The sequence below is a fragment of the Shewanella sp. H8 genome, assembly GCF_040285065.1.
GTDB lineage: Bacteria > Pseudomonadota > Gammaproteobacteria > Enterobacterales > Shewanellaceae > Shewanella > Shewanella polaris.
Genome location: NZ_CP157213.1, coordinates 349534 through 369257 on the forward strand (window position 1 = coordinate 349534; position 19724 = coordinate 369257).

General features: G+C 43.0%; 19 protein-coding genes. All 19 read right to left on the bottom strand.

Annotated features, from left to right (window positions below; translation table 11 throughout):
* Positions 1–33: 33 nt before the first annotated feature.
* The 19 genes from ABIS04_RS01525 to ABIS04_RS01615 all read right to left on the bottom strand — a co-directional run bounded on the left by ABIS04_RS01525 (position 34) and on the right by ABIS04_RS01615 (position 19638).
* Positions 34–654 carry a DUF3261 domain-containing protein gene (locus tag ABIS04_RS01525; RefSeq protein ID WP_350432380.1) on the bottom strand — a complete coding sequence of 207 codons (621 nt, stop codon included), beginning with the start codon at positions 652–654 and terminating at the stop codon, positions 34–36.
* Positions 644–1912 (bottom strand): NAD(P)/FAD-dependent oxidoreductase, encoded by a 1269-nt coding sequence (locus tag ABIS04_RS01530; RefSeq protein ID WP_350432381.1) that lies wholly within the window; start codon positions 1910–1912, stop codon positions 644–646. The genes ABIS04_RS01525 and ABIS04_RS01530 overlap by 11 nt, the downstream gene beginning before the upstream one ends.
* On the bottom strand, positions 1902–4310 hold the full coding sequence (locus tag ABIS04_RS01535) for an MMPL family transporter (protein ID WP_350432382.1): 2409 nt from the start codon (positions 4308–4310) through the stop codon (positions 1902–1904). Before ABIS04_RS01535 ends, ABIS04_RS01530 begins: the two co-directional genes overlap by 11 nt.
* Positions 4310–5137 carry an outer membrane lipoprotein carrier protein LolA gene (locus ABIS04_RS01540; protein WP_350432383.1) on the bottom strand — a complete coding sequence of 276 codons (828 nt, stop codon included), beginning with the start codon at positions 5135–5137 and terminating at the stop codon, positions 4310–4312. The genes ABIS04_RS01535 and ABIS04_RS01540 overlap by 1 nt, the downstream gene beginning before the upstream one ends.
* Positions 5137–5568 (bottom strand): acyl-CoA thioesterase, encoded by a 432-nt coding sequence (locus ABIS04_RS01545; protein ID WP_350432384.1) that lies wholly within the window; start codon positions 5566–5568, stop codon positions 5137–5139. Before ABIS04_RS01545 ends, ABIS04_RS01540 begins: the two co-directional genes overlap by 1 nt.
* Positions 5569–7131 (bottom strand): histidine ammonia-lyase, encoded by a 1563-nt coding sequence (hutH, locus tag ABIS04_RS01550; RefSeq protein WP_137223583.1) that lies wholly within the window; start codon positions 7129–7131, stop codon positions 5569–5571.
* A 4-nt stretch (positions 7132–7135) separates the two neighbouring features.
* A complete protein-coding gene (locus tag ABIS04_RS01555; RefSeq protein WP_350432385.1) occupies positions 7136–8956 on the bottom strand; it encodes a glycosyltransferase in 1821 nt (606 codons plus the stop codon).
* Positions 8953–9345 (bottom strand): thioester dehydrase, encoded by a 393-nt coding sequence (locus tag ABIS04_RS01560; protein ID WP_137223579.1) that lies wholly within the window; start codon positions 9343–9345, stop codon positions 8953–8955. Before ABIS04_RS01560 ends, ABIS04_RS01555 begins: the two co-directional genes overlap by 4 nt.
* Positions 9338–10705 (bottom strand): AMP-binding protein, encoded by a 1368-nt coding sequence (locus tag ABIS04_RS01565; protein WP_140233106.1) that lies wholly within the window; start codon positions 10703–10705, stop codon positions 9338–9340. Before ABIS04_RS01565 ends, ABIS04_RS01560 begins: the two co-directional genes overlap by 8 nt.
* Complete coding sequence (locus ABIS04_RS01570; RefSeq protein ID WP_137223575.1) at positions 10698–11249, bottom strand: hypothetical protein; 552 nt, start codon at positions 11247–11249, stop codon at positions 10698–10700. The genes ABIS04_RS01565 and ABIS04_RS01570 overlap by 8 nt, the downstream gene beginning before the upstream one ends.
* Positions 11249–11497 (bottom strand): acyl carrier protein, encoded by a 249-nt coding sequence (locus tag ABIS04_RS01575; RefSeq protein WP_137223573.1) that lies wholly within the window; start codon positions 11495–11497, stop codon positions 11249–11251. Before ABIS04_RS01575 ends, ABIS04_RS01570 begins: the two co-directional genes overlap by 1 nt.
* Before the next feature lie 8 nt (positions 11498–11505).
* Complete coding sequence (locus ABIS04_RS01580; protein WP_011635842.1) at positions 11506–11760, bottom strand: phosphopantetheine-binding protein; 255 nt, start codon at positions 11758–11760, stop codon at positions 11506–11508.
* Between the two features lie 27 nt (positions 11761–11787).
* Positions 11788–12642, bottom strand: coding sequence for a 1-acyl-sn-glycerol-3-phosphate acyltransferase (locus ABIS04_RS01585; protein ID WP_350432386.1), 855 nt, complete (start codon positions 12640–12642; stop codon positions 11788–11790).
* Positions 12635–13450, bottom strand: coding sequence for a beta-ketoacyl synthase chain length factor (locus ABIS04_RS01590; protein ID WP_137223571.1), 816 nt, complete (start codon positions 13448–13450; stop codon positions 12635–12637). Before ABIS04_RS01590 ends, ABIS04_RS01585 begins: the two co-directional genes overlap by 8 nt.
* Before the next feature lie 249 nt (positions 13451–13699).
* Complete coding sequence (locus ABIS04_RS01595; protein WP_350432387.1) at positions 13700–14578, bottom strand: DUF3014 domain-containing protein; 879 nt, start codon at positions 14576–14578, stop codon at positions 13700–13702.
* Positions 14579–14979: 401 nt separating this feature from the next.
* The gene (recG, locus tag ABIS04_RS01600) at positions 14980–17055 is read right to left on the bottom strand and encodes an ATP-dependent DNA helicase RecG (protein WP_350432388.1); all 2076 of its coding nucleotides are present in this window, start codon (positions 17053–17055) and stop codon (positions 14980–14982) included.
* 140 nt (positions 17056–17195) lie between these two features.
* The gene (locus ABIS04_RS01605; protein WP_140233111.1) at positions 17196–17804 is read right to left on the bottom strand and encodes a DNA-binding response regulator; all 609 of its coding nucleotides are present in this window, start codon (positions 17802–17804) and stop codon (positions 17196–17198) included.
* Positions 17801–18892 carry a histidine kinase gene (locus ABIS04_RS01610; protein WP_350432389.1) on the bottom strand — a complete coding sequence of 364 codons (1092 nt, stop codon included), beginning with the start codon at positions 18890–18892 and terminating at the stop codon, positions 17801–17803. The genes ABIS04_RS01605 and ABIS04_RS01610 overlap by 4 nt, the downstream gene beginning before the upstream one ends.
* Before the next feature lie 65 nt (positions 18893–18957).
* Entirely contained in the window at positions 18958–19638 is a 681-nt protein-coding gene (locus tag ABIS04_RS01615; protein ID WP_350432390.1) for a hypothetical protein, read from the bottom strand.
* Positions 19639–19724 lie beyond the last annotated feature (86 nt).

The window sequence follows — 19724 nt, forward strand, 5'->3', positions numbered from 1 at the left end:
GTGCACTTGTTTATCAATCAGTTAATCAATTAGTTAATTAATAGGGTTTATTTGCATATGAATATCGGCGGCGTTGATGTCTACATTCACTTGCGCTAACCACGGGTCGATATCGCTATAGGTTATCGTTATTAACGCACCACTTGCATTATTAAGTTGCTTACATAACGGCATATCACATGCCATAGTGACTAATTCACCGCCGGTTAAATGTTGATTAACTTGCTCCGTTGGCCAGTAAATTAACTGCATTATGGCCATTAAATACTCTGCTTTAAATTGCTCACCTAATAACAGACTTTGCTGACTTTGCAGGGTTTGCCCATCGTATACTAACGTGAACAATGCTTGTCCAAGTGGCGCGAATCCTACTAACGTCATCTGTTGTGAATTAAGCTCCAGCTGGGTTAATAACTCATGATTTTCTTGTCCATGAGTAATGCTCACTATTTGGCTTAAGCTGGTGTCTTGTTGTGGTGACGTTGCTAACACCGTAGAGGCTGAGCTTAGACAATATTGTGCTTCACTGGCGAGTGGGACACAAGTTTGCCGCTCGATTTGCTGACTACAAGCACTTAATAGGCTTAACAGTAACAGCGCAACAAGGCGAGGCAACATTATCTCTGCAGAATGCCACAGCCGATTAAGCAACATCGGTTTCTGGCTCCTGACATAATTCAACAATGGTATTGAGGCGTCTTTCGGACTCTTTTACAAACGGGTTACTCATGTCCCAAGCGTAGCCCGCTAAAATTGAGCAGATCATTTGTTTAATCTTATTGTCAGCTTGTTGATAGAAAATGACATCTTGAAAGCGTCCGTCATACCAAGCTTGGACATAGGTTCTAAAGGTGTTAACCCCTTGCATTAATGGCGCAGAGTATTCGCTATCCCAATCAACCGTTTGGCCATTCAATTGCTTATGTAAACAGGCGACAGCCATTGATGCTGACTGCATTGCAATTGTCACCCCTGATGAAAATACTGGGTCAAGGAACTCGCCAGCATTACCCAATAAAGCAAACTTATTGGTTGCTAAGGTGGTGACATTAGCCGAATAACCTTTGAGAGTGGCACAAGGCTGAACAATATTGGCATTACTCAGTAACTGCTGTAGCTCTGGCTCTTCATTAATTACCGCTAACAATTGTTGTTCAAGGCTACCGGATAAATGCTCGAGTAAATGCGGCTCAGCTACCACGCCTATTGAGCAACGGTTATTGCTAAAAGGGATTAACCAGTACCAGATATCCTTATGTTGAGGATGAACACTGATTAAGATTTTATTACGATCAAAATGGGGATCGCTAATGTTGTCTTCAATATGGGTGAAAATGGCGCTTCGTGGCGCTAAATTTGATGGCTGCTCTAAGTTCAGTAATCGCGGTAATACTCGGCCAAAGCCGCTGGCATCAAGCACAAACTTAGCATTAACTTGATATTGTGCCCCTTGGTCATTCGTTACTGTTAAACGAGGATTATGAGTCAAATCAATCGCATCAACTTGATGACCAAAGCGGATCTCAACCCCTTGACTGATAGCCGTGTCGGCTAGGAGTTTATCAAAATCTGCCCGTTGAACTTGAAACGTAGTCCCAGGGCCTGGGGTAAATTTATCGGTAAAGTCGAAGGTGGTGTAGCGTCTTTGGTGCTGAAATGCGGCACCATTTTTAAATTGAAATCCAGCCTGCTTAACGGCGTCTAGCATGCCTGCTTGTTCGAGAAACTGCATACAACAAGGCAGTAGGCTTTCGCCAATGGAAAAACGTGGAAAATGCTGTTTTTCAATAACAACAACCTGATGACCTTGTTGGCGTAAAAGACTTGCGGCAATGGCTCCGGAAGGGCCTGCACCAATGATGGCAACGTCAACGTCCATGTTGCTGACTGTATGTGAATGACTAAATGGCATTTACAGTTTTCCTAGTAATAAATGAAATAAACGGTGCCAGTAAAAATGAAAAACTGATCCCAAAAAGAAGCGTTAAACCAAAAAAGTGAATGGCATGGGTTTGACTCAACGCCAGCAACCCAAAAGCCAATAGTGTTGAACAGGCTGACATAAAGATTGCCATCATCACTCCGCGACTAGTGTGCTTGGCCTCGGCAAAAAAGAGGCTGTAATCGATACCAATGCCTAATACTAAAATAAGCGCTAAGGCGTGAAACAAGCTAATGCTTGAACCGACAAGGCCTAAACAGGCTAGTGTGAGCAGCACCGATAATGCGGGCACAGCGACGATAGCGAATGCCAACTTAATACCATATTTAATACTAAACAGTAAGCTGGCTAAGGCAAATACCCACATTAATAGTTGTAATGTTAGTTGGCGATACTTGCCCATTAAATGGGATATATCACCGACCTTATCGATTAACCGAACTTGGCCCAAAGGCCATTGATGTTCAGTCAGTCGTTGCTCAAGAGTGGCTAACGAGTGTATGCCACCGAGTAATACTATGGCGCCAAATTGCTGGGGTTTGTCTGTTGTTGGAATCGCGCCAAGCCATAACGTCTGTAAATCATCATTGGCTTTGGCTAGTATCATGGTTGGGGTTAACCATTGTGATTCGGCGTGATTAAGTTGCGCCATCAGACTAGTGCTTATACTGTCATCGAGGCCCATTTCACTGATGATCTCGTCTAAATGTTGCCCATAAAGCTGTTGCTGTAACTGATAGTTTTGTTGTTGTTTGGCAATGCTAGATATAAAGCGGCTGAGACTGATTGCTTGGTCTAATTCACCATCTGTGACTGCTTTATCCAGTACTGGTGTCAATTGCTCTAATGTTTGTAATAAAGCTTGCTCATTGGGACCGCTGACTAAAATAAATTGGTTGTCGGTGCCGCCGCTGAGCAGTTGCCGTAGTTGGTTCTCTTCGGTGGTGATAGCTGCAGGGCTTTGCTGTAGCTGACGAATATCGTCGTTAGAGTCTATTTGTGACAGGCCGAAAAATAATATTGTCGACAAACCAATGATCAGAGCTGCTATGGCTATTTTTTGCCACAATTTATTCGGGGTAAAAATACGTTGTAATAGCGCCAAATAGCCTTGGGCAAGGGTTAATCCAGGCGTCGGTTTAAGCGCATGGTTACCCAGTAATGGAAACACCAATAACAACGTTAGGTAAGCACCAATTAACCCAGCAGCACAAAAGACGGCCACTTGTTGCATTCCCGGAAATGGCGTAAAGCCAATGGCGATAAAGGCACTGGCACTAGTAGCAAGGGCGAGAGTGAGCGCCGGAAAAATCTGCTTTAAGGTGTCTGTTGCGTTGTTATTGGGATGAGCTTGTTTTTCGCAATAAAAGTGAAAGCTGTAATCAATGGCGACACCAATTAAGCTGGTACCAAAAACTAGTGTCAGTAAGTGCAACTCACCAAAAATACTTAAGGTGGCGACAAACGCAAATACCACCCCAGACGTTAACGTCAGTAGTGCGGCAAATAACGGCATAATCGACCGAAAGGCCAACCAGACTAATAAGATGATCCCCAACATGGAAATTAAGCCAATTCGGCTGATTTCTTGTTTGGCCGATTCGGTAGCGGCGATCGCATGAAAAAGTGCACCAGCTTTAAGGAAACTGACATCTGGGTTGTGCTGCGTCACTTGGCTAAACGCAGACTCTAATGCTTGTATTTGCTGTTGCTGAGCGGTCGGGCTAAACGCACTGTCGCGGCCTTTGGCCATGACAATTGCAGCCACACCCTCGGTAGTATCGGTGAGTAAAATACCTTGCTGGCTTCGCAGCGCACTATTAGGTGATAACGCCAGTAAGTTGGCTGGAAACATCAGTAACGGGTCATTGCTGAGCAGTTGGCTGTTGGCAAAACCAAATGCGCTATAAAGTTGATTTTGGGCCGCAGTAAGCAACTGTCGCCAATTATCTGTTGCAATGGCTTTAGCTTGCTCGGCGGTGAGTAGGGTAAAGCGATGTTCGAAATACACTTTAGCCAAGTCTTGCAGATGATCATCCGCGCCGCTACGAATGTGAATAAAGGGCGGTTGAGGCTGTTTATCTAGCGCATCCATCAGTTGCTGTGCGGCACTGATAGCTTGGTTGTCATTATCGGCTTTTACTGCAATATACACTTGGTTAGCGAGTTGTTGTTCAACTCTGTTTAATGCTGTTTCAGTGAGTTTGTCTTGCTGTAAATGCGGCAACATCGCCAAAATATCAGTTTGAATATGTGCGCCCTGTTGCCATTGTATTAAGCCCGAGGCTAACATTGTCAGCAGCAATAATACCCATAAGACAAAACGCCCAATGGGAGATAGCAACGCGGTTAGCGATATTGGCTGCATTATTTAGAGGACTCATTGCCAAGACTAAAAAGCGCCAGCTCTGCTTCACTTAGTGGCCCTTGTTGGGTCAGGGTAAATTGAATTTGAGTATAGTCGCTAATATCCGCTTGGTTACTGGTCATGATTAATGAACGTATAAGGGTATCGCCGCTGAGGGTAATGTTACCCATAGACGATTGCACTTGTGGGTCTTTAGCTTGTAAGCCCAGTTGCCATGACCTATTTTCAGGCTTAGTTGCAGGCTGAATTACGGGCTGAATTACGGATTGAGCAGCAGGCATAAATAAGTTGAAATCGGCACTTAAGGCATCAATATCGCCCGCCATAATGGCTTGTAATAAACGCGGTAATTGCTGTGCAATCGGATTGCCATTAGCCCCAGCATTAAAGTGTTGAATTTTGCCTTGGCTGTTTTGTTGGATCAACTGCTGATCTTTAAGCACCATCAAGGTATTGAATGGACGCTGCTGCTGCCATACCAACCCTTGCGTTGGGCTAAATATAAACTGTCCTTGGCTGAGTAAGGGCTTTTTAAGCACTTGTAAATGGCGTAGTTGAACAAACTTCCCACGAGTATCTAGTTGTAGATTCAGTTGCTGCGCTAGCGCGCTGAGGTCCTCTGTGGTGGCTGGTTGAGTATACAGCGCCTGAATATCTGCCAGTTGCGTTTGAGTAAGAGGTTCATTATTGCCTGCTGGTGGATGTTCGTTAGCCGAGGAGGCTGCAATACACAGACAACACAGCATAATGATGCTGCTTACTCGCGCCAATACACTAATAAATATGCTAGTAAATAGGCTCACAAATACTCTGCTGCGGGCACTCATTACACTTGGCTCGCATCGAGTAATGGGTGAATTTTTTGCTGAAATATATCTGGGGTAACAAAGCATAATTCTTGGGTAGCAATCTCAACTGCAGCTTGAATGGTATAGCCCTTGGTGATGCGTGTGTTGGTGTCGGCATCAACAATTTGATAGTTAATGCGTAAACGGTTTTCCCATTCAACAATGGCAGCGATAACCTTGATTTTTTGGTCAAAGGTGCTGCTTTTAACGTACTTAATTTGCACATCTACAATTGGCCAAGCGTAGCCAGATTCGAGCATAGTGCGATAGTTGTAACCGAGCTTATCCAGTAATTGGCAACGCACAACCTCAAAGTAGCGTAAGTAATTACCGTGCCAAGTAATGCCCATTGAGTCGACATCGTGAAACGGGATCACCATTTCCATTTCTGTGAGTAATAAACCTTTCATTTAACATACCTCCCACAGGCCCAGTTGAATTTTTTCTACGGTTTGGCGCAGCACGGCTTCTAATGGACGGTCTTCGGTAAGCAGTTCAAAATTTTCACTGACTTGGGCCAAAGTATTGGCAAGTGATGGTGTTAGTGAATTGGGGTCTAACTCTTTCTGTATAACGCGTAGTTGAATGCCTTGGCTCATGGCCAATAATGCGGCGGCAGCGACTTGTTCTGTCAGTTGTAAAATCCGCATGCAATCGCGGGCGGCAATGGTGCCCATGCTCACTTTGTCTTGATTGTGACATTCTGTTGAGCGAGAAAACACACTGGCAGGCATGGTGTTTTTTAATGCTTCTGCAGTCCAAGCCGAAACACCGATTTGTACCGCTTTAAAGCCATGGTTAATGGCGCGACGTTGGCCTTCTGCGGCAGATAAATTAGCCGGTAAACCATTGTTAAATTTAGGGTCCATGACTAAGGCCATTTGACGATCAATTAAGTCGGCGATATTGGCCACCGCATTTTTCATCGCATCCATGGCAAAGGCAATGTGGCCGCCATAAAAGTGACCGCCATGGAGGATATGTTCACCTTCGGCATCGACAATCGGATTGTCGTTCGCACTATTGAGTTCGGTTTCAATAAACTGACGCATAAAGGGCAAAGCATCTTGCAGTACGCCAATGATGTGCGGTGCACAGCGTATAGAATAGCGGTCTTGTAAACGGTCAGAATTACGTGGATGCGCATGATGGTTTAGGTCTTCACGGATCCAACTGGCAATCTGGTTTTGTCCTGGGTGAGGTTTGGCGGCAAACAAAATTTCATCAAAATGGTTTGCATTGCCTTTAAGGGTTAACGATGCCATGGCTGTAATACGGCTTGATAAGCGAGTTAAGTACTGCGATCTGTCATAGGCTAAACAGGCCAGTGCGGTCATCACCGCGGTACCATTCATTAACGCAAGGCCTTCTTTAGGACGCAGTGTTAATGGCATCATGCCGAATTTCAGATAAACATCTTTGGTCGCTTGGCGTTTACCTTGGTATATCACCTCACGTTCGCCAACTAATACAGCTGCAAGATAAGATAGAGGGGTTAAATCGCCGCTGGCGCCAACCGAACCTTCTTGAGGAATAACAGGGGTAATATCATTATTGAGTAGCCATTCAATGCGCTGTAGCAGCAGATAGCTGACACCTGACTTACCCACCGCCAATGAGTTTAAGCGGCAAGCCATAATCGCGCGGGCTTGCATTGGGCTAAATACATCACCTAAACCACAACCATGAAAACGGGTTAAATGCAGCGGTAATTCATGGACTAAGTCTAAGCTGACATTGACGGTACAAGAGTCACCGTAACCTGTGGTGACGCCATATACCACGCCTTCTTCATGCAGCAAACTGTCGATGAAACGGGCGCCTTTTTGAATATATTCAACATAGTCAGAAGAGTCTGCTAGCTTGACCGTTGCGCCCTTGGCGACAGCGACCACTTGTTCAAGACTCAGGTAGCTCTGGCCTAAATGCACAATGTTTTCGGCAGATGATGGCGATGAAGAAGTGTTGCTCATTGAATTAGTTATCCTGACTAGTTGAAGTGGTGTTGTTAGTGGGTGCAGTATTTGTATTTGACGCAGCACCTGTATTAAGTGCTCTTCCGGTATTAAGTGCACTACCAGTATTAGGTGCTGTACCTGTATTAAAAGCAGTAGCGGGGAGTGAAAGCGGACGATCAATCAATTCGTCTTTATGCCAAAAATCGTAAAAATTAAACCACTGCAATGGTGCCTGTTTGGCAAAATACTCTAAGCGCTGACTGTACAATTTCATTGCATCAGTTAAGCGTTCAATGCGCCCTGCTCGCGGACCTTTTAAACTATCGCTTAAGTGTTCGACATGTACTTTATAGCGGCCTTGTTGGCGAATGCAGAACATGGTGTAAACCGGACAATTTAACAAGCTAGCAAGAATAAATGGTCCTTGTGGAAACGGAGCATCATGACCGAGAAAGGGTAGATAAACTACCCTACCTTGGCTATTTGATGAGGTACGGTCTGCTGCAATAACCACTATTTCGCCCATATCAATTTTTTGCTGTAACAGCATGGCGGTGCTGGGATCAAGCTCATTGATATGAATAAGGTTAAGGCTACTTTGTGGGTTCAACTGTTGTAATACTTTGTTAAAGTTTTCGGCGTGTTGAGTCAACACCATAACGTTGACTTTCACTTTCTGCTGGTGGATTGAAATCGCACGGCATAACTCTAAATTACCTAAATGCGACACAATCAGCACGGCTCCTCGACCAGAAGCCACTTGGTTTGCCAGAATATGACGATCGTTAAAATCGACTTGATTGAGTTTGATACGGTCGCACCAAGCATCAATTCTATCTAGAGCAGCATTACCAAAAGCAATAAAGTGATTTAAGCTGTCGCGCCAATGGGTGGGTTGATGTAAATCTGGATGCTCAGGAACTTGTTGCTGCACTCGGGCTAGAAAATTCATCGACGCTTGACGAGCGGAAGCACCAGTTAGAAAAAAGTAACCAATCACCGGATACATAATGGCTCGGCAAAGCCAGTGGCCGCCTAATCGATAGCTTTCTGCTAGTAACTTTATGCCCCAATAACTGCCACGCTCTCCCATTGATGACCAATGTTGATGCGGACTGTTTTTATTCAGAATTTGTGGCAAACGAGTCAACATACCAAAAAATAATTTAGTGTGCATCCAGCTAATGCGCACATTATCTTGCAAGCCTTGGAAGTGACTAATACCGTCATCAGGGTAGATTACTTTGGTCGGCACATGAACCACTGGAGTTCCTTGCCAGTGCAGTTTGACCATGATTTCAATATCAAAGTCCATCCGTTCACCCAATGCTTGCTGGCTTAATAACTGCTCAGTAGCCTCTAATGGATAAACCCGAAAACCACACATAGAATCTTGAATGTCGAGACTTAAGGTTTCAACCCATACCCAAAAATGGGTGATGTAACGCCCGTATAAACGCCCTTTAGGCACAGAGTCATCATAAATGGGTTGGCCAGATATTAATGCCTGAGGCTGTTGTTCTGCAGTTGATATCATTAACGGGATATCGTCTAAATTATGTTGTCCATCAGCATCAACCTGTAATACATGGCTAAAACCATCACGGTAAGCCTGACGCAGCCCGCTGATCACAGCCGCACCTTTACCGCGATTAAAAGGATGGTTAATGAGCGTTACCCAAGTAAACTTTTCCGCCATGGCTTGCAAAATATAACGGGTTTCATCTTGGCTACCATCATCAACCAAATAACATGGCAGATTAAATTTTGCCAAGTCAGTTAAGGTTTGTTCAATGGCAATATGATGATTGTAATTGGGGATCACTAAGGCTAGCTTCATGAGGCGGTCTCATTGACGGTCGGCGCAGTAGTGACTACAGCAGGCTTAAGCGCAATGCGGCCAGAGGCAAACCGTTTATCTTGATCACGATAACTAAAAATCATTTTTGCTTTTTGGGGCTGATGTTCTATAACCAAATCAACATAGGTGTTTGGCAAAATGAGTTGCTGAAACTTAAGCACTTCTAATGTGGCAACTTGGGCTGAATAACCAAATGCCTCACAGCCAAGTTTGACCGCCCAATCCAATTGGGTGACACCAGGTAACACCGGTTGCTGAGGGAAATGGCCATCAAAGAAGGCCAAATCTGCACTGACAAATAAACGCCATTGGTAGAGATTATTATCGCCTTCATGGCTAACAATATGCGGTAATTCTGACTTAATCATGACTGAATAAGGCTACAATTTCTGATTGGGTGCGCTTGCCCTGACTATTGAGTGGCAAGTGTGCAGGATAACGCCAGCGTCGTGGTAGGGTAATACGTTCAAACTGACTTAATAAATGATTTTTTAAGGCATTATTAACCGCTAATTTTCCTTCAGCTTTGAGTGTTTTCTGGCCTAATTCACTTAAACAGACTGCAGCACCTAGCATAGTGCGCGGTTGTTCTAAAACCGTGACGGCCGCTTCGCTGACAAAAGGATGAGTTTGCAGTAAATGCTCCACTTGCGCTAACGACAAGCGTTTTTCTTCAATTTTGACAATGCGATCAAGGCGATGCAATAAGCGGAACTGGCCATCAGTTAACAGTTCAATTTTGTCATCACATTTTAACCATTGAGTTGAATTGTCTAAATAAACAGACTGCAGCATCAGAGCACCATCTTGGGGATCCATATCAACATTAACTTGGGTAAATGCTTGCCATGGTTGCATGGGTTGCTGTTGGCGTCGATATCCAATACCGCCGGTTTCAGTGCTGCCAAATATTTCAATGGGTAATTGATTAAAGCATTGTTTAACTGCTTGGGCCGCATCAAAATTTAACGGACCACCAGAGCTGAAAATTAAGCTTGGGATACGTTGTTGTTTTTGATTTTCTAGAGCATCAGGCAAGCGGGTCAATTGAGCGGGACTACTGATTAAACATAAATTAGGCATGATGGCCAAGTAGTAGCTTAAGGTTTCGGGAAAGTCGATTTGTTCACTTAAGAATGCTCGGCTCGCGGCTAAAGGCCACAGAATTTTAAACAATAAACCATAGATATGTTGATGTGAAACTGTCGATACCACTGAACAGTGAGGCAAATGTTCAGCAAATGTTTGTTCAAGAATACTGACTTCGGCATCTAATTGTTGCAGTGTTTTTTTGATTGCCTTGGGTTGACCGCTACTGCCAGAGGTGAATAGTACTAATTCACCTAATGACTTGGTTTTGGGCCAAATTGCTGCGGGTAAACTTAATTCTTTTTTTAGCTCAATATACTCACGCACTTCACATAAGGGAGCGTCGGCAATAATGGCATCAAATTCATGGTTGAGCTGACTCAAAGTGCCATCTTGGGTGTTGGCAGGTAATATCACTTGCTTACCAGCTAACAAGGCTGCGCATAAACCTGCGGCAAATAAGTCACTGTGCTTGGCAGCAAGCAACCAACGCTGAGCGTCACTTTGAATCAGCTGAGCATGTATGTGGGCCACTTGCGCACAAAACAACGATCCCGTCATGATGTCATGATGGTCAAAGCTGATTAGCTGCTGCGAGGCAGGGCCTGTTGATAACCAATTGAGTAAAAGTTTATTCATGTTTTTTCAACCAAAAGCGACGATAAATCCATTCACTACTGAGCAGCATACCCATAAGCAGATAAGCTATCAATCCGTTGTAAAGCGTCCATATTTCAATGCTTGTTGCTATGGCGGTATAGGCTGCCACACCACCATTTACAATAAATAACCCACACCAAAGTTTAGTGATGGTTTGTAAGTAGGGTATTGCTGAGTCTGGTAAATCAGGCTCTTTTAAGCGCGCTAAGCGCTCAATCATACTTGGGCCATTAATCAGTGAATAACCGAATAACCCCAACATGCTCAGGTTTATCACCACCGGATAGAACAGTAACCAGTCGTTACGTTGAGTAATGAAACTGGCCGCCGTTAACCCTATGCCCACCACTATTGGCAGTGTCATGGATTTTACTTGCTGCTTTGTGACCACAAACCTAATCAATAATAACAAACATAGCAGCAAAGCGATGGTGCCTGGTGGTAAATACTGCAAGCCAAAATATACCGCTATAGGGTAAGCAATAATCACTAAGGTCGTAATAATCTGCAGAGTTAACCGCATTAGCTTTTAATTAAGCCTTCAATAGCATTAACGACATCGCTCACTGAACGTACGGTTTTAAATGCTTCTGGCTGAATTTTTTTACCCGTCAGCTGTTGCAATTTAATCACCAAATCTACCGCATCAATACTGTCTAAATCTAGATCTTCATACAAAGAAGCTTCTAGAGTGATATCTGTCGCTTCTATTTCAAACTCTTCAACTAAAATACCACTAAGCATCTCAAGGATTTGTTCACGATTTTGCATGCTGGCTCCTAAACACGTTGAGATTCAATAAAGCTAGCTAAGCTAGCAACACTGAAAAAGTGTGCTTTAGTCGCATCAGAATTGGCTTCAATTTTGACATCAAACTCTTTCTTTATCGCCAAGCCTAATTCAAGCGCATCGATTGAATCTAAACCCAGACCATCGCCAAATAAGGCCGCATCAGTTTCGATATCATCGACTGTAACATCTTCTAGATCTAAGCAATCAATGATCAGTTGTTTAATTTGATTGTGTAAGTTCATTATTTGTCTTTCTTATAAGTATGGCTATCAATATGATTTGATAGGCTGTTTAAGTGTATCAAGATAGTGCTGCTGCAAATCGCGCGTCAGCTGTCGAGCCATTTTGGCTTCATTACCTTGTTGAGCATCATACAATAGGTATGACATGCTTGTGCCAATTTCTACTGACATATTTATGGTTTGCCGTGGAATTTGGTACCAAGGTTGTTGTTTGGTTAATCCGGCAACATCGGTACGCAATACTACAGGTAAAATATCAGTTTGGGTGCGTAGTGCTATATTGGCGGCACCACGAGCAAAAGAATTAACGACATTACCCGTTAATGTTCTGGTACCCTCGGGGAAAATAATTAAATTAGTATCGGTATGCAATACTTGTCGACAGTCATGTAGTAACCAATCGGCGCCACGATTAGGGATATAACCTGCGCTGGCAAGCACACCGCGAATAAACGGGTTACGCCATAAGCCTTGTTTTACAATACAACCCGCATTAGGCATAAGGCTAATTAATACCACAACATCCACCAGCGTTGGGTGATTGGCGATGATAATTTGTCCCTTCGTTTGCTGTAGTGCTTCAATATTCTTGGTGCTGACAGCAATAACTCCAGCAAAACTAAGCATGGCGACAAAAGCTCTAAACATCCTGCTTACTGCTTTTTGTACCCGTGCTACTCGTACCGTTTTTTTACCGGGCCAAAATCGTAATATTGGTAAAATAGTCAATGAACTTAACAGACCACCTAAACCAAAAGCAATATAACAAAGCACACCACCAATCCAGCGGGGAATATAACGTAATCCGCTGAGTTTTGGGGATATGGCATTTTTTTGCTCAATAGCATCAGCTGGTTGTGCTGTTTGTTGTTGATTAGTCATGATGTTCGAGTGACCAATACCAATGGCACAATTTACCTTGGATATTTGTTTTGTTGGCAATATGGTGGATCAATTCGCTCAAGCTGATGTCATTTTGGCCATTATGGCTTTTTTGATTTTGTTGGTTGTCGAGGTGACTGAGATTGAGTGGATGATCAGATATGCTAAGGGTCGTCTTTTGATGGTTAATTTGTTGGTATTCGGTTTCAGTGGTCTGCTTGTCTACTTGATCGCTGACGTTATTGAGCGGTGCAAGGTATAAACCCAATGCTAGAGGGAGTTCGACTTCGTGAGTAAATTCACTGTATACCGGTGGAACCGGATCGTCACCAAACACAACTAATACCGGTTGTGGTGATTGTGCTAATTGAGCGTAGGCTTCAACAAGTGCTTGAATAAGAGTTTGTTCTCCTGCAGCCACCGATGTTGAAGCTGCAGTATTATTATTTACAATACCAAAAATACCACTGGCCGTATTGTGCACTGACTGACTAAAAGCCGTTGGCGATAAAGCTTGTTGCTGGGCTATGTCCTTAAGTATTCCTAAGGTTCTAGTGAGTTCACCGTGACGAGATGAAAAAATACTCCGGCAATGGTTATCTGGTTGGCATTGATGTGCGGCAGTGAGCATCATTTTAGTTAAGCGACTAAAACGACGACGTTGCATAGCAGGAATGTGCTTTAATGCTGGTGAGTCAGGCTTAGGCGACAGGTTGCTATTAGGCTGCTGCCATTGCTGCCAACTTTCAGCTGTTTGAAAGTCAGGTGACCATGCGCCCCATGATAAAAGATCAAATACTAAATGCACTACATTCCCTCTATAACTGCCTAGCTATCCTTATCTAAGAGTTAACAATCATTATGTTAATGATTAAAATTCGTTAACCTTACTAATTGTACACCTAAGTTAATACTGATAAGAAGTCATGTAGACGAAAAAGGCTTATAGTTGGGGGTTAAATGAACAAAAATGGTTTTTAAATAAAAAGCGCGACGATAATCGTCGCGCTGATAGCTGGTAGTTAAATAAAATAACAATGTTGTTTGCTATACAAGCTTATTTATTTGGAAAGCTTTTTTGTAACTTCTTTACCGCTGCTTTGATCTTACGAGTGTTTTCTGGTCCCATACGAATCAACAGTTTTTGCGCATTGGGTAATGCTTCAAGGTTAGGGTTAACATATTTATAGTTAACACTGATAGATGATAGCTCAATAGGATCTTCAATTATGGGTGCGTTAATAATCATGCTAAAAGCCTGTTGCATGCGCTTATCAAAATCAACATCATTGTAACCAAGTTCAGTAAATGCTTCGGAAAATAACGGTTTTAATTCAGTGTAAGTCGATAATAAATCTTTTTCGCTTAAGTCTGCGATAAAATTCGCATACACGTCATATCGATGATAACCATCTGGATTAAGATAAGTTTTGTTGGTTATTTCACTCACGGAGAATTGAGTATCAGGGCCTTTTAACGGGCTAGCTTTACGCACTAAATCGCCTTGGGCTAAGTTGTCGACGAATACGACAAATTGGCGTGCGATGTCTTTTTTCAAAATCATCGGTGCGATTTTCATACCATTGGCAATTGCTAAGGTTTTTGCTTCAACAAAATCATCAGAATCACTTAAGGCCGGTAGTGGTTCAACCATGGCAGTCGTTTCTGGCTCTCCAATAGGAACTACATCATCAGTAGTAGCAATATTTTGAGGTTCTTCAATAGGTGTTTGTTCTATTGGTGTCTCTGGCACTGATTCTGGTAGTTCAACGGGAGTGATAACGAGTGGTTCAAATTCTTCAGTGTCATCACTGGTAAAATAAAAATAACTGCTTGCACCTAATAGCGCAATAACCGCAATAGCGATTAACAGCATGTTAGACCCTGGCTTTTCAGAGGCTTGTGGGGTAATTCGGTCTTCTTCATTAACTTGCATTTCAATTCCTTGGTGTTATTGCTAATCGATATAAATATCTAGGTGGAGTCGAAAAATTCTGCATGATACCAATCACAACAGTTATCTGAACAGTTCTGAGTATCACAAGCTTTTCAATTCAAGGCGTATTAATGTAGGAATGGTTGTTCCCTTTTAAGTTAATGCAACGCAGTACTTGAATGCTTGAAACGCTTCAGAAGAACGGGTTTCAAATTACTTGACTCTGCGTTGAAGCCTTTAAACGTAAAATGGCTATGCTTTCAAACCTTCGCTTTGATTACCGTAATTTTAATTTCCGCAGCATGATCAGATAACGAATACGATTGGTATACCATTTTGCAATATTCAGCAGACTTGTCTAGTGATAACTGCTGATAATGAATAATATATTATAAACAGTATTATGCTTGGACATATTGTTGTCTATCACCTATCCAGCGTTGAATGATAGCATCTACGTTTTGAGGCACTTGCTGGTTAACGTGGGATGCCAATTTTTGTGTTGGTGCAATTAAATGTTGATCACGTATAAGATCTGCAATTTTAAGATCAGCCAAACCGGTTTGTTTGGTGCCCAGAACTTCACCTGGCCCTCTTATTTCTAAGTCTTTTTGTGCAATAACAAAACCATCGTTACTGTTTCGCAACACCCCTAAACGTTTAGTGGCGGTTTGTGACAATGGCGCTTTGTAAAGCAATACACAATGGCTGGCCACAGCTCCGCGGCCGACTCGACCTCTTAACTGATGTAATTGAGCAAGGCCTAATCGTTCAGGGTTTTCAATAATCATTAAACTGGCGTTAGGCACATCAACGCCCACTTCTATGACGGTTGTGGCAACCAATAAGTTCAATTCACCTGATTTAAATTGCGCCATAATCGCCTGTTTTTCAGCGCTTTTCATTCGGCCATGAATCAAGCCTATTTTTAGTTCTGGTAGTGCAATAGTGAGTTCAGCTGCTGTATCTTCTGCAGCTTGGCATTCAAGAACCTCAGATTCTTCAATTAACGTACATACCCAATAAGCTTGACGGTTATCATGCAGTGCAGCTTGTTTCACTCGTTCAATCACTTGTTCACGACGGCTATCAGCAATAGCAACGGTTGTGACCGGTGTACGTCCTGGAGGAAGCTCGTCAATAATTGAAGTGTCTAAATCTGCATAAGCTGTCATGGCTAAAGTTCGTGGAATGGGTGTGGCAGTCATAATTAACTGGTGTGGATGAAAGCCTTGGTTAACGCCTTTTTCTCGTAACCCTAAGCGTTGATGAACACCAAAACGATGTTGCTCATCAATAATAATTAACGCCAGCTTATTAAATACCACTGCCTGTTGAAAAATCGCATGAGTACCGATGACCATTTGAGCAGCGCCAGAAGCGATATCTTCGAGTGATTGAACTCGCGCTTTGCCTTTAAGTTTACCTGCCAACCAGCCGACTTTTAGCCCAAGTGGTTCAAACCAAGCTGCAAAGTTAGCAGCATGTTGTTCAGCCAATAATTCAGTCGGTGCCATCATGGCCACTTGGTATCCGTTTTCAATTGCTTGTAACGCAGCAAGTGCCGCCACCAAAGTTTTCCCAGAACCTACATCACCTTGAACTAAACGCATCATGGGCGTTGGATGCTGAATATCTTGGCTGATTTCGGCTACAACTCGTTGTTGTGCTCCTGTTGGCTTAAAAGGCAGTTGTGCTAAAAATGGGGTTAACAATTGCCCTGTAGCAGGCATTGAAACTGCGGCATCTTGATTACTGCGCTGGCGTAGTTGCAACATGCTCAGATTATGAGCCAGCAATTCTTCTTGGATTAATCTTTGCTGTGCTGGATGCTGACCTTGTTCTAATTCAAAGGGTGACACCGAACTATGGGGACGGTGCAAAATATGCAGCGCATCATGCAGGCTAATATTGTTTGGTTGTAATGCACTGGGCAGTAACTCGGGTAATCCACCTTGGTCTAACATCGCCAAGGCTTGCGCTGTCAATTTTATCCAACTGGCTTGTTTTACCCCTTCAGTTGTCGGATAAATGGGGGTTAATGTGTCGCTTAATGTAATTGATTCACCAGGATGAATAATTTGATATTCCGGATGAACAATTTCTTTATGATGATTGCCACGGCGTATTTCACCGTACGCCCGAATGCTGGCGCCATTTTCCATGGCGTTACGTTGTGCCATAGAGAAATTAAAAAATCGCAGGCTCATCATTCCGCTGTGATCGCGGACATTGCACACTAACATGCGCCGCCGCCCCAGCATGATTTGAGTCGACTGAATTTCTGCTTCGATAGTGCCATAACTGCCAGGAGGTAGTGCGGCAATAGGATGTATTTGTGTACGGTCTTCATAACGCAGCGGTAAATGAAACAGTACATCTTGTACGGTTTTAATACCTAACTTAGCCAGTTTTTCCGCAACCTTTTTAGCAACGCCTTTAAGGTCGGTGATCGGAACAAGATCCAGTCGTAGCAAATTGTGTTCACCCAAATAGATTATCAAAGATGTAAAAATCATAGTGATTTCAAGCTATCAATCTCAAATCACTGTAATTATATACAGATGTTTAAGGTATCTTAGCAGACTTTGAATACAAGGCAATATTCAGCAATCAATTACAACCAACCCTTTTGTTTAGCGATTCTGGCCGCATCGATTCGGTTGCTGGCATTGAGTTTGTTAATTGCTTCTGATAAATAGTTTCGCACCGTGCCTTCAGCAATAAATAGTTGGTTGGCAATGTCTGCCGTAGATAAACCTTCACTGGCCAGTCGCAATGCCCGTCGCTCTTTGTCATTGAGTGGATCAATTTCACCAATGGCATTAAAGGCCAGCTCAGGATCGATAATCCGTTTGCCCGCCATCACTAACTTTATGGCGTTGATGAGGTCATCTGAAGGCGCATCTTTTAATAAAAAACCACCGACACCGTATTCTAATGCTCGTTTGATATAGCCAGCTCGACCGAAGGTGGTGAGAATAATCACTTTAGTCGAACTGGCTTGTTGTTGCAGCCATTGGCTTAGTTCTAATCCTGATTTTCCAGGCATTTCGATGTCGGTTAAGAGTAAATCAAAATGCTGTGATTTCAGCATTGTCATGGCTTTATCACCATCTTCTACTTCGGTGATGCTAATGCCATTTAAGTCATCGGCTGCCAATGTTAATAATGCAGCTAATGCTCCGCGCACCATGGCTTGATCTTCTGCTAATAAAATTTTCATGTTGACTCAATTAATGGCAAAGTGATGCTGACGACAAACTGTGGACTTAATTGAAACTGCACATCGCCATTCAATAGTGCAGCGCGCTCTTTTATCCCTTTTAGTCCGTTACCTTCTGTTAGGACTTTTACAGCTCGATTCTCCATGTATTGAAGCAACACCTTGTCTGTTGTTGTTTGGGTTAAAATAGTGCAATGGTCAGCTTGGCTATGTTTAATGGTGTTGTTTACTAACTCAGTTAACATCAGGCACAGTTGTGATTCTGTTAATTCATTAAGCTTAGGCCATTGACCCTCTATCGTGACTGCGATGGATTTATCACGCAAAGTTTGCGTTAGCGTTTTTAACGTTTGGCTTAATCTTTGGTGTTTATAATCGCTGACTGTTTGACGGATTTGACTCAAGCAGTCGCGTGTTATTTGACTAACTTGGCTAATTTGTTGCTGTGCTTGTTCGGTTTTACCCGCACTAATGAGTTTGTCTGCCAGTTCGGCTTTTAATGCTATCGAGGCTAAATGATGTCCCATCACATCATGAAGATCACGGGCGATACGTTCGCGTTCAAGGGCCGTAGCAAGGTGGGTTACTTCATCTTTAGACTGTTGCTGCTGACGCTTTATTTGTTGGCGTTTTTGTTCAATAACCCCAAATACGCCAACACCTAAACAGATCCCCATGCCGTAAAATGTAAAAAAGTAACCAGGGTAACCGACCCAAAGATCAATGGCTAGAAGTAGAAGGCTAATGCCTATAAAGCTCAATATAGCGGTTCGAAGCGAGTAAAAAAAGCCAATAAAGAAACAACAAAAGCTGAATAATGAAATTGCGCCGCTGGTTAAAAATCCAGAGATAATAGCGATAAATAACATGAACAGAATAGGCTTAAATGCTTGTTCTGTTGAGTTGTTATATGCCCAAAAATAGCCAATGATAAACGGGATCAGTAACAAGATCGCCAAGGCTATTGTTAACCATTGGTCACCCATGAAATATAGTGGAATAAAGTAAAAGCCTAAGTTTATGAGGTAAACCCAAGCGGTTTTTTGCTCATAACTTTTTTCATTATTAGATGATAAACAAATTGTCATTGTGCCTCCCAGCGCAGTTAATCATAGAGTAACTGCGCGTTAACTCAAGAAAAAAGCAATCGGCATTATTGTTTTACAGCCTGTTGGTTTAATAGAAAATTTGCCCAACCGTATTGCGGGTCAATATCCAATGCTGCTTGCCAGTCTTGCATTGCACCGCTTAAGTCACCTTGTTCTTGTTTAGCTAAACCTCTCCATGTGTAAGCTTCAGCGTGTCCCCAGCAAATAGTGTCACAGGGTAGGTCATACTGAGTAATAGCCTGGCTTGCCAATGTTTGCGCTTTATCCAATCCGCCACCAAATGTACTTGGGGTATAAAATGCATTAATGGCTTTAACAAGATTGACACGAGGGTTGTTGGGCTCAAGCTCACTGGCTTGTTGTAATAGCTGAGCTGTTTTCATGCCATATTCCGCCCCCTTAGTATTATCGAAGGCGATCTGCATACCATATACTGCCGCTAACAAAGCTTGCGAGTCAGCTGAAGTGTGTTGGTTCAACATGGTTTCGAGAGTTTGCTGAGCATTGTTTAATGAATCTGCAGCAAGTTGACGTTGTCCGATGATGTTGGCTGTGATGGCTAGACGATAATCAGCATAGGCTTTTTCATAATCGTTGCTGTTTTCGCTATATTGGCTTAGTTCGGTAATGTTCATGGTGTTAGCCGCAGCATCAATGTCGCTGATATCTGCAAAGCTACTATGGCTGACTAAGGTTAAGCTGGTGATCAATAGTAAGGTCTTCATGGCTATCTCCGGGTAAGTTAGCCCAACAAGTTGTTGGGATAGGCTTAGTATGGAGAAACACATGATTAATTATCAGACACAAAGGT

Coding starts and splice junctions, on each gene's coding strand:
- ABIS04_RS01525 (WP_350432380.1), bottom strand. CDS start 654: ATGTTGCTTAATCGGCTGTGGCATTCTGCAGAGATAATGTTGCCTCGC.
- ABIS04_RS01530 (WP_350432381.1), bottom strand. CDS start 1,912: ATGCCATTTAGTCATTCACATACAGTCAGCAACATGGACGTTGACGTT.
- ABIS04_RS01535 (WP_350432382.1), bottom strand. CDS start 4,310: ATGCAGCCAATATCGCTAACCGCGTTGCTATCTCCCATTGGGCGTTTT.
- ABIS04_RS01540 (WP_350432383.1), bottom strand. CDS start 5,137: ATGAGTGCCCGCAGCAGAGTATTTGTGAGCCTATTTACTAGCATATTT.
- ABIS04_RS01545 (WP_350432384.1), bottom strand. CDS start 5,568: ATGAAAGGTTTATTACTCACAGAAATGGAAATGGTGATCCCGTTTCAC.
- hutH (WP_137223583.1), bottom strand. CDS start 7,131: ATGAGCAACACTTCTTCATCGCCATCATCTGCCGAAAACATTGTGCAT.
- ABIS04_RS01555 (WP_350432385.1), bottom strand. CDS start 8,956: ATGAAGCTAGCCTTAGTGATCCCCAATTACAATCATCATATTGCCATT.
- ABIS04_RS01560 (WP_137223579.1), bottom strand. CDS start 9,345: ATGATTAAGTCAGAATTACCGCATATTGTTAGCCATGAAGGCGATAAT.
- ABIS04_RS01565 (WP_140233106.1), bottom strand. CDS start 10,705: ATGAATAAACTTTTACTCAATTGGTTATCAACAGGCCCTGCCTCGCAG.
- ABIS04_RS01570 (WP_137223575.1), bottom strand. CDS start 11,249: ATGCGGTTAACTCTGCAGATTATTACGACCTTAGTGATTATTGCTTAC.
- ABIS04_RS01575 (WP_137223573.1), bottom strand. CDS start 11,497: ATGCAAAATCGTGAACAAATCCTTGAGATGCTTAGTGGTATTTTAGTT.
- ABIS04_RS01580 (WP_011635842.1), bottom strand. CDS start 11,760: ATGAACTTACACAATCAAATTAAACAACTGATCATTGATTGCTTAGAT.
- ABIS04_RS01585 (WP_350432386.1), bottom strand. CDS start 12,642: ATGACTAATCAACAACAAACAGCACAACCAGCTGATGCTATTGAGCAA.
- ABIS04_RS01595 (WP_350432387.1), bottom strand. CDS start 14,578: ATGCAAGTTAATGAAGAAGACCGAATTACCCCACAAGCCTCTGAAAAG.
- ABIS04_RS01605 (WP_140233111.1), bottom strand. CDS start 17,804: ATGAAAATTTTATTAGCAGAAGATCAAGCCATGGTGCGCGGAGCATTA.
- ABIS04_RS01610 (WP_350432389.1), bottom strand. CDS start 18,892: ATGACAATTTGTTTATCATCTAATAATGAAAAAAGTTATGAGCAAAAA.
- ABIS04_RS01615 (WP_350432390.1), bottom strand. CDS start 19,638: ATGAAGACCTTACTATTGATCACCAGCTTAACCTTAGTCAGCCATAGT.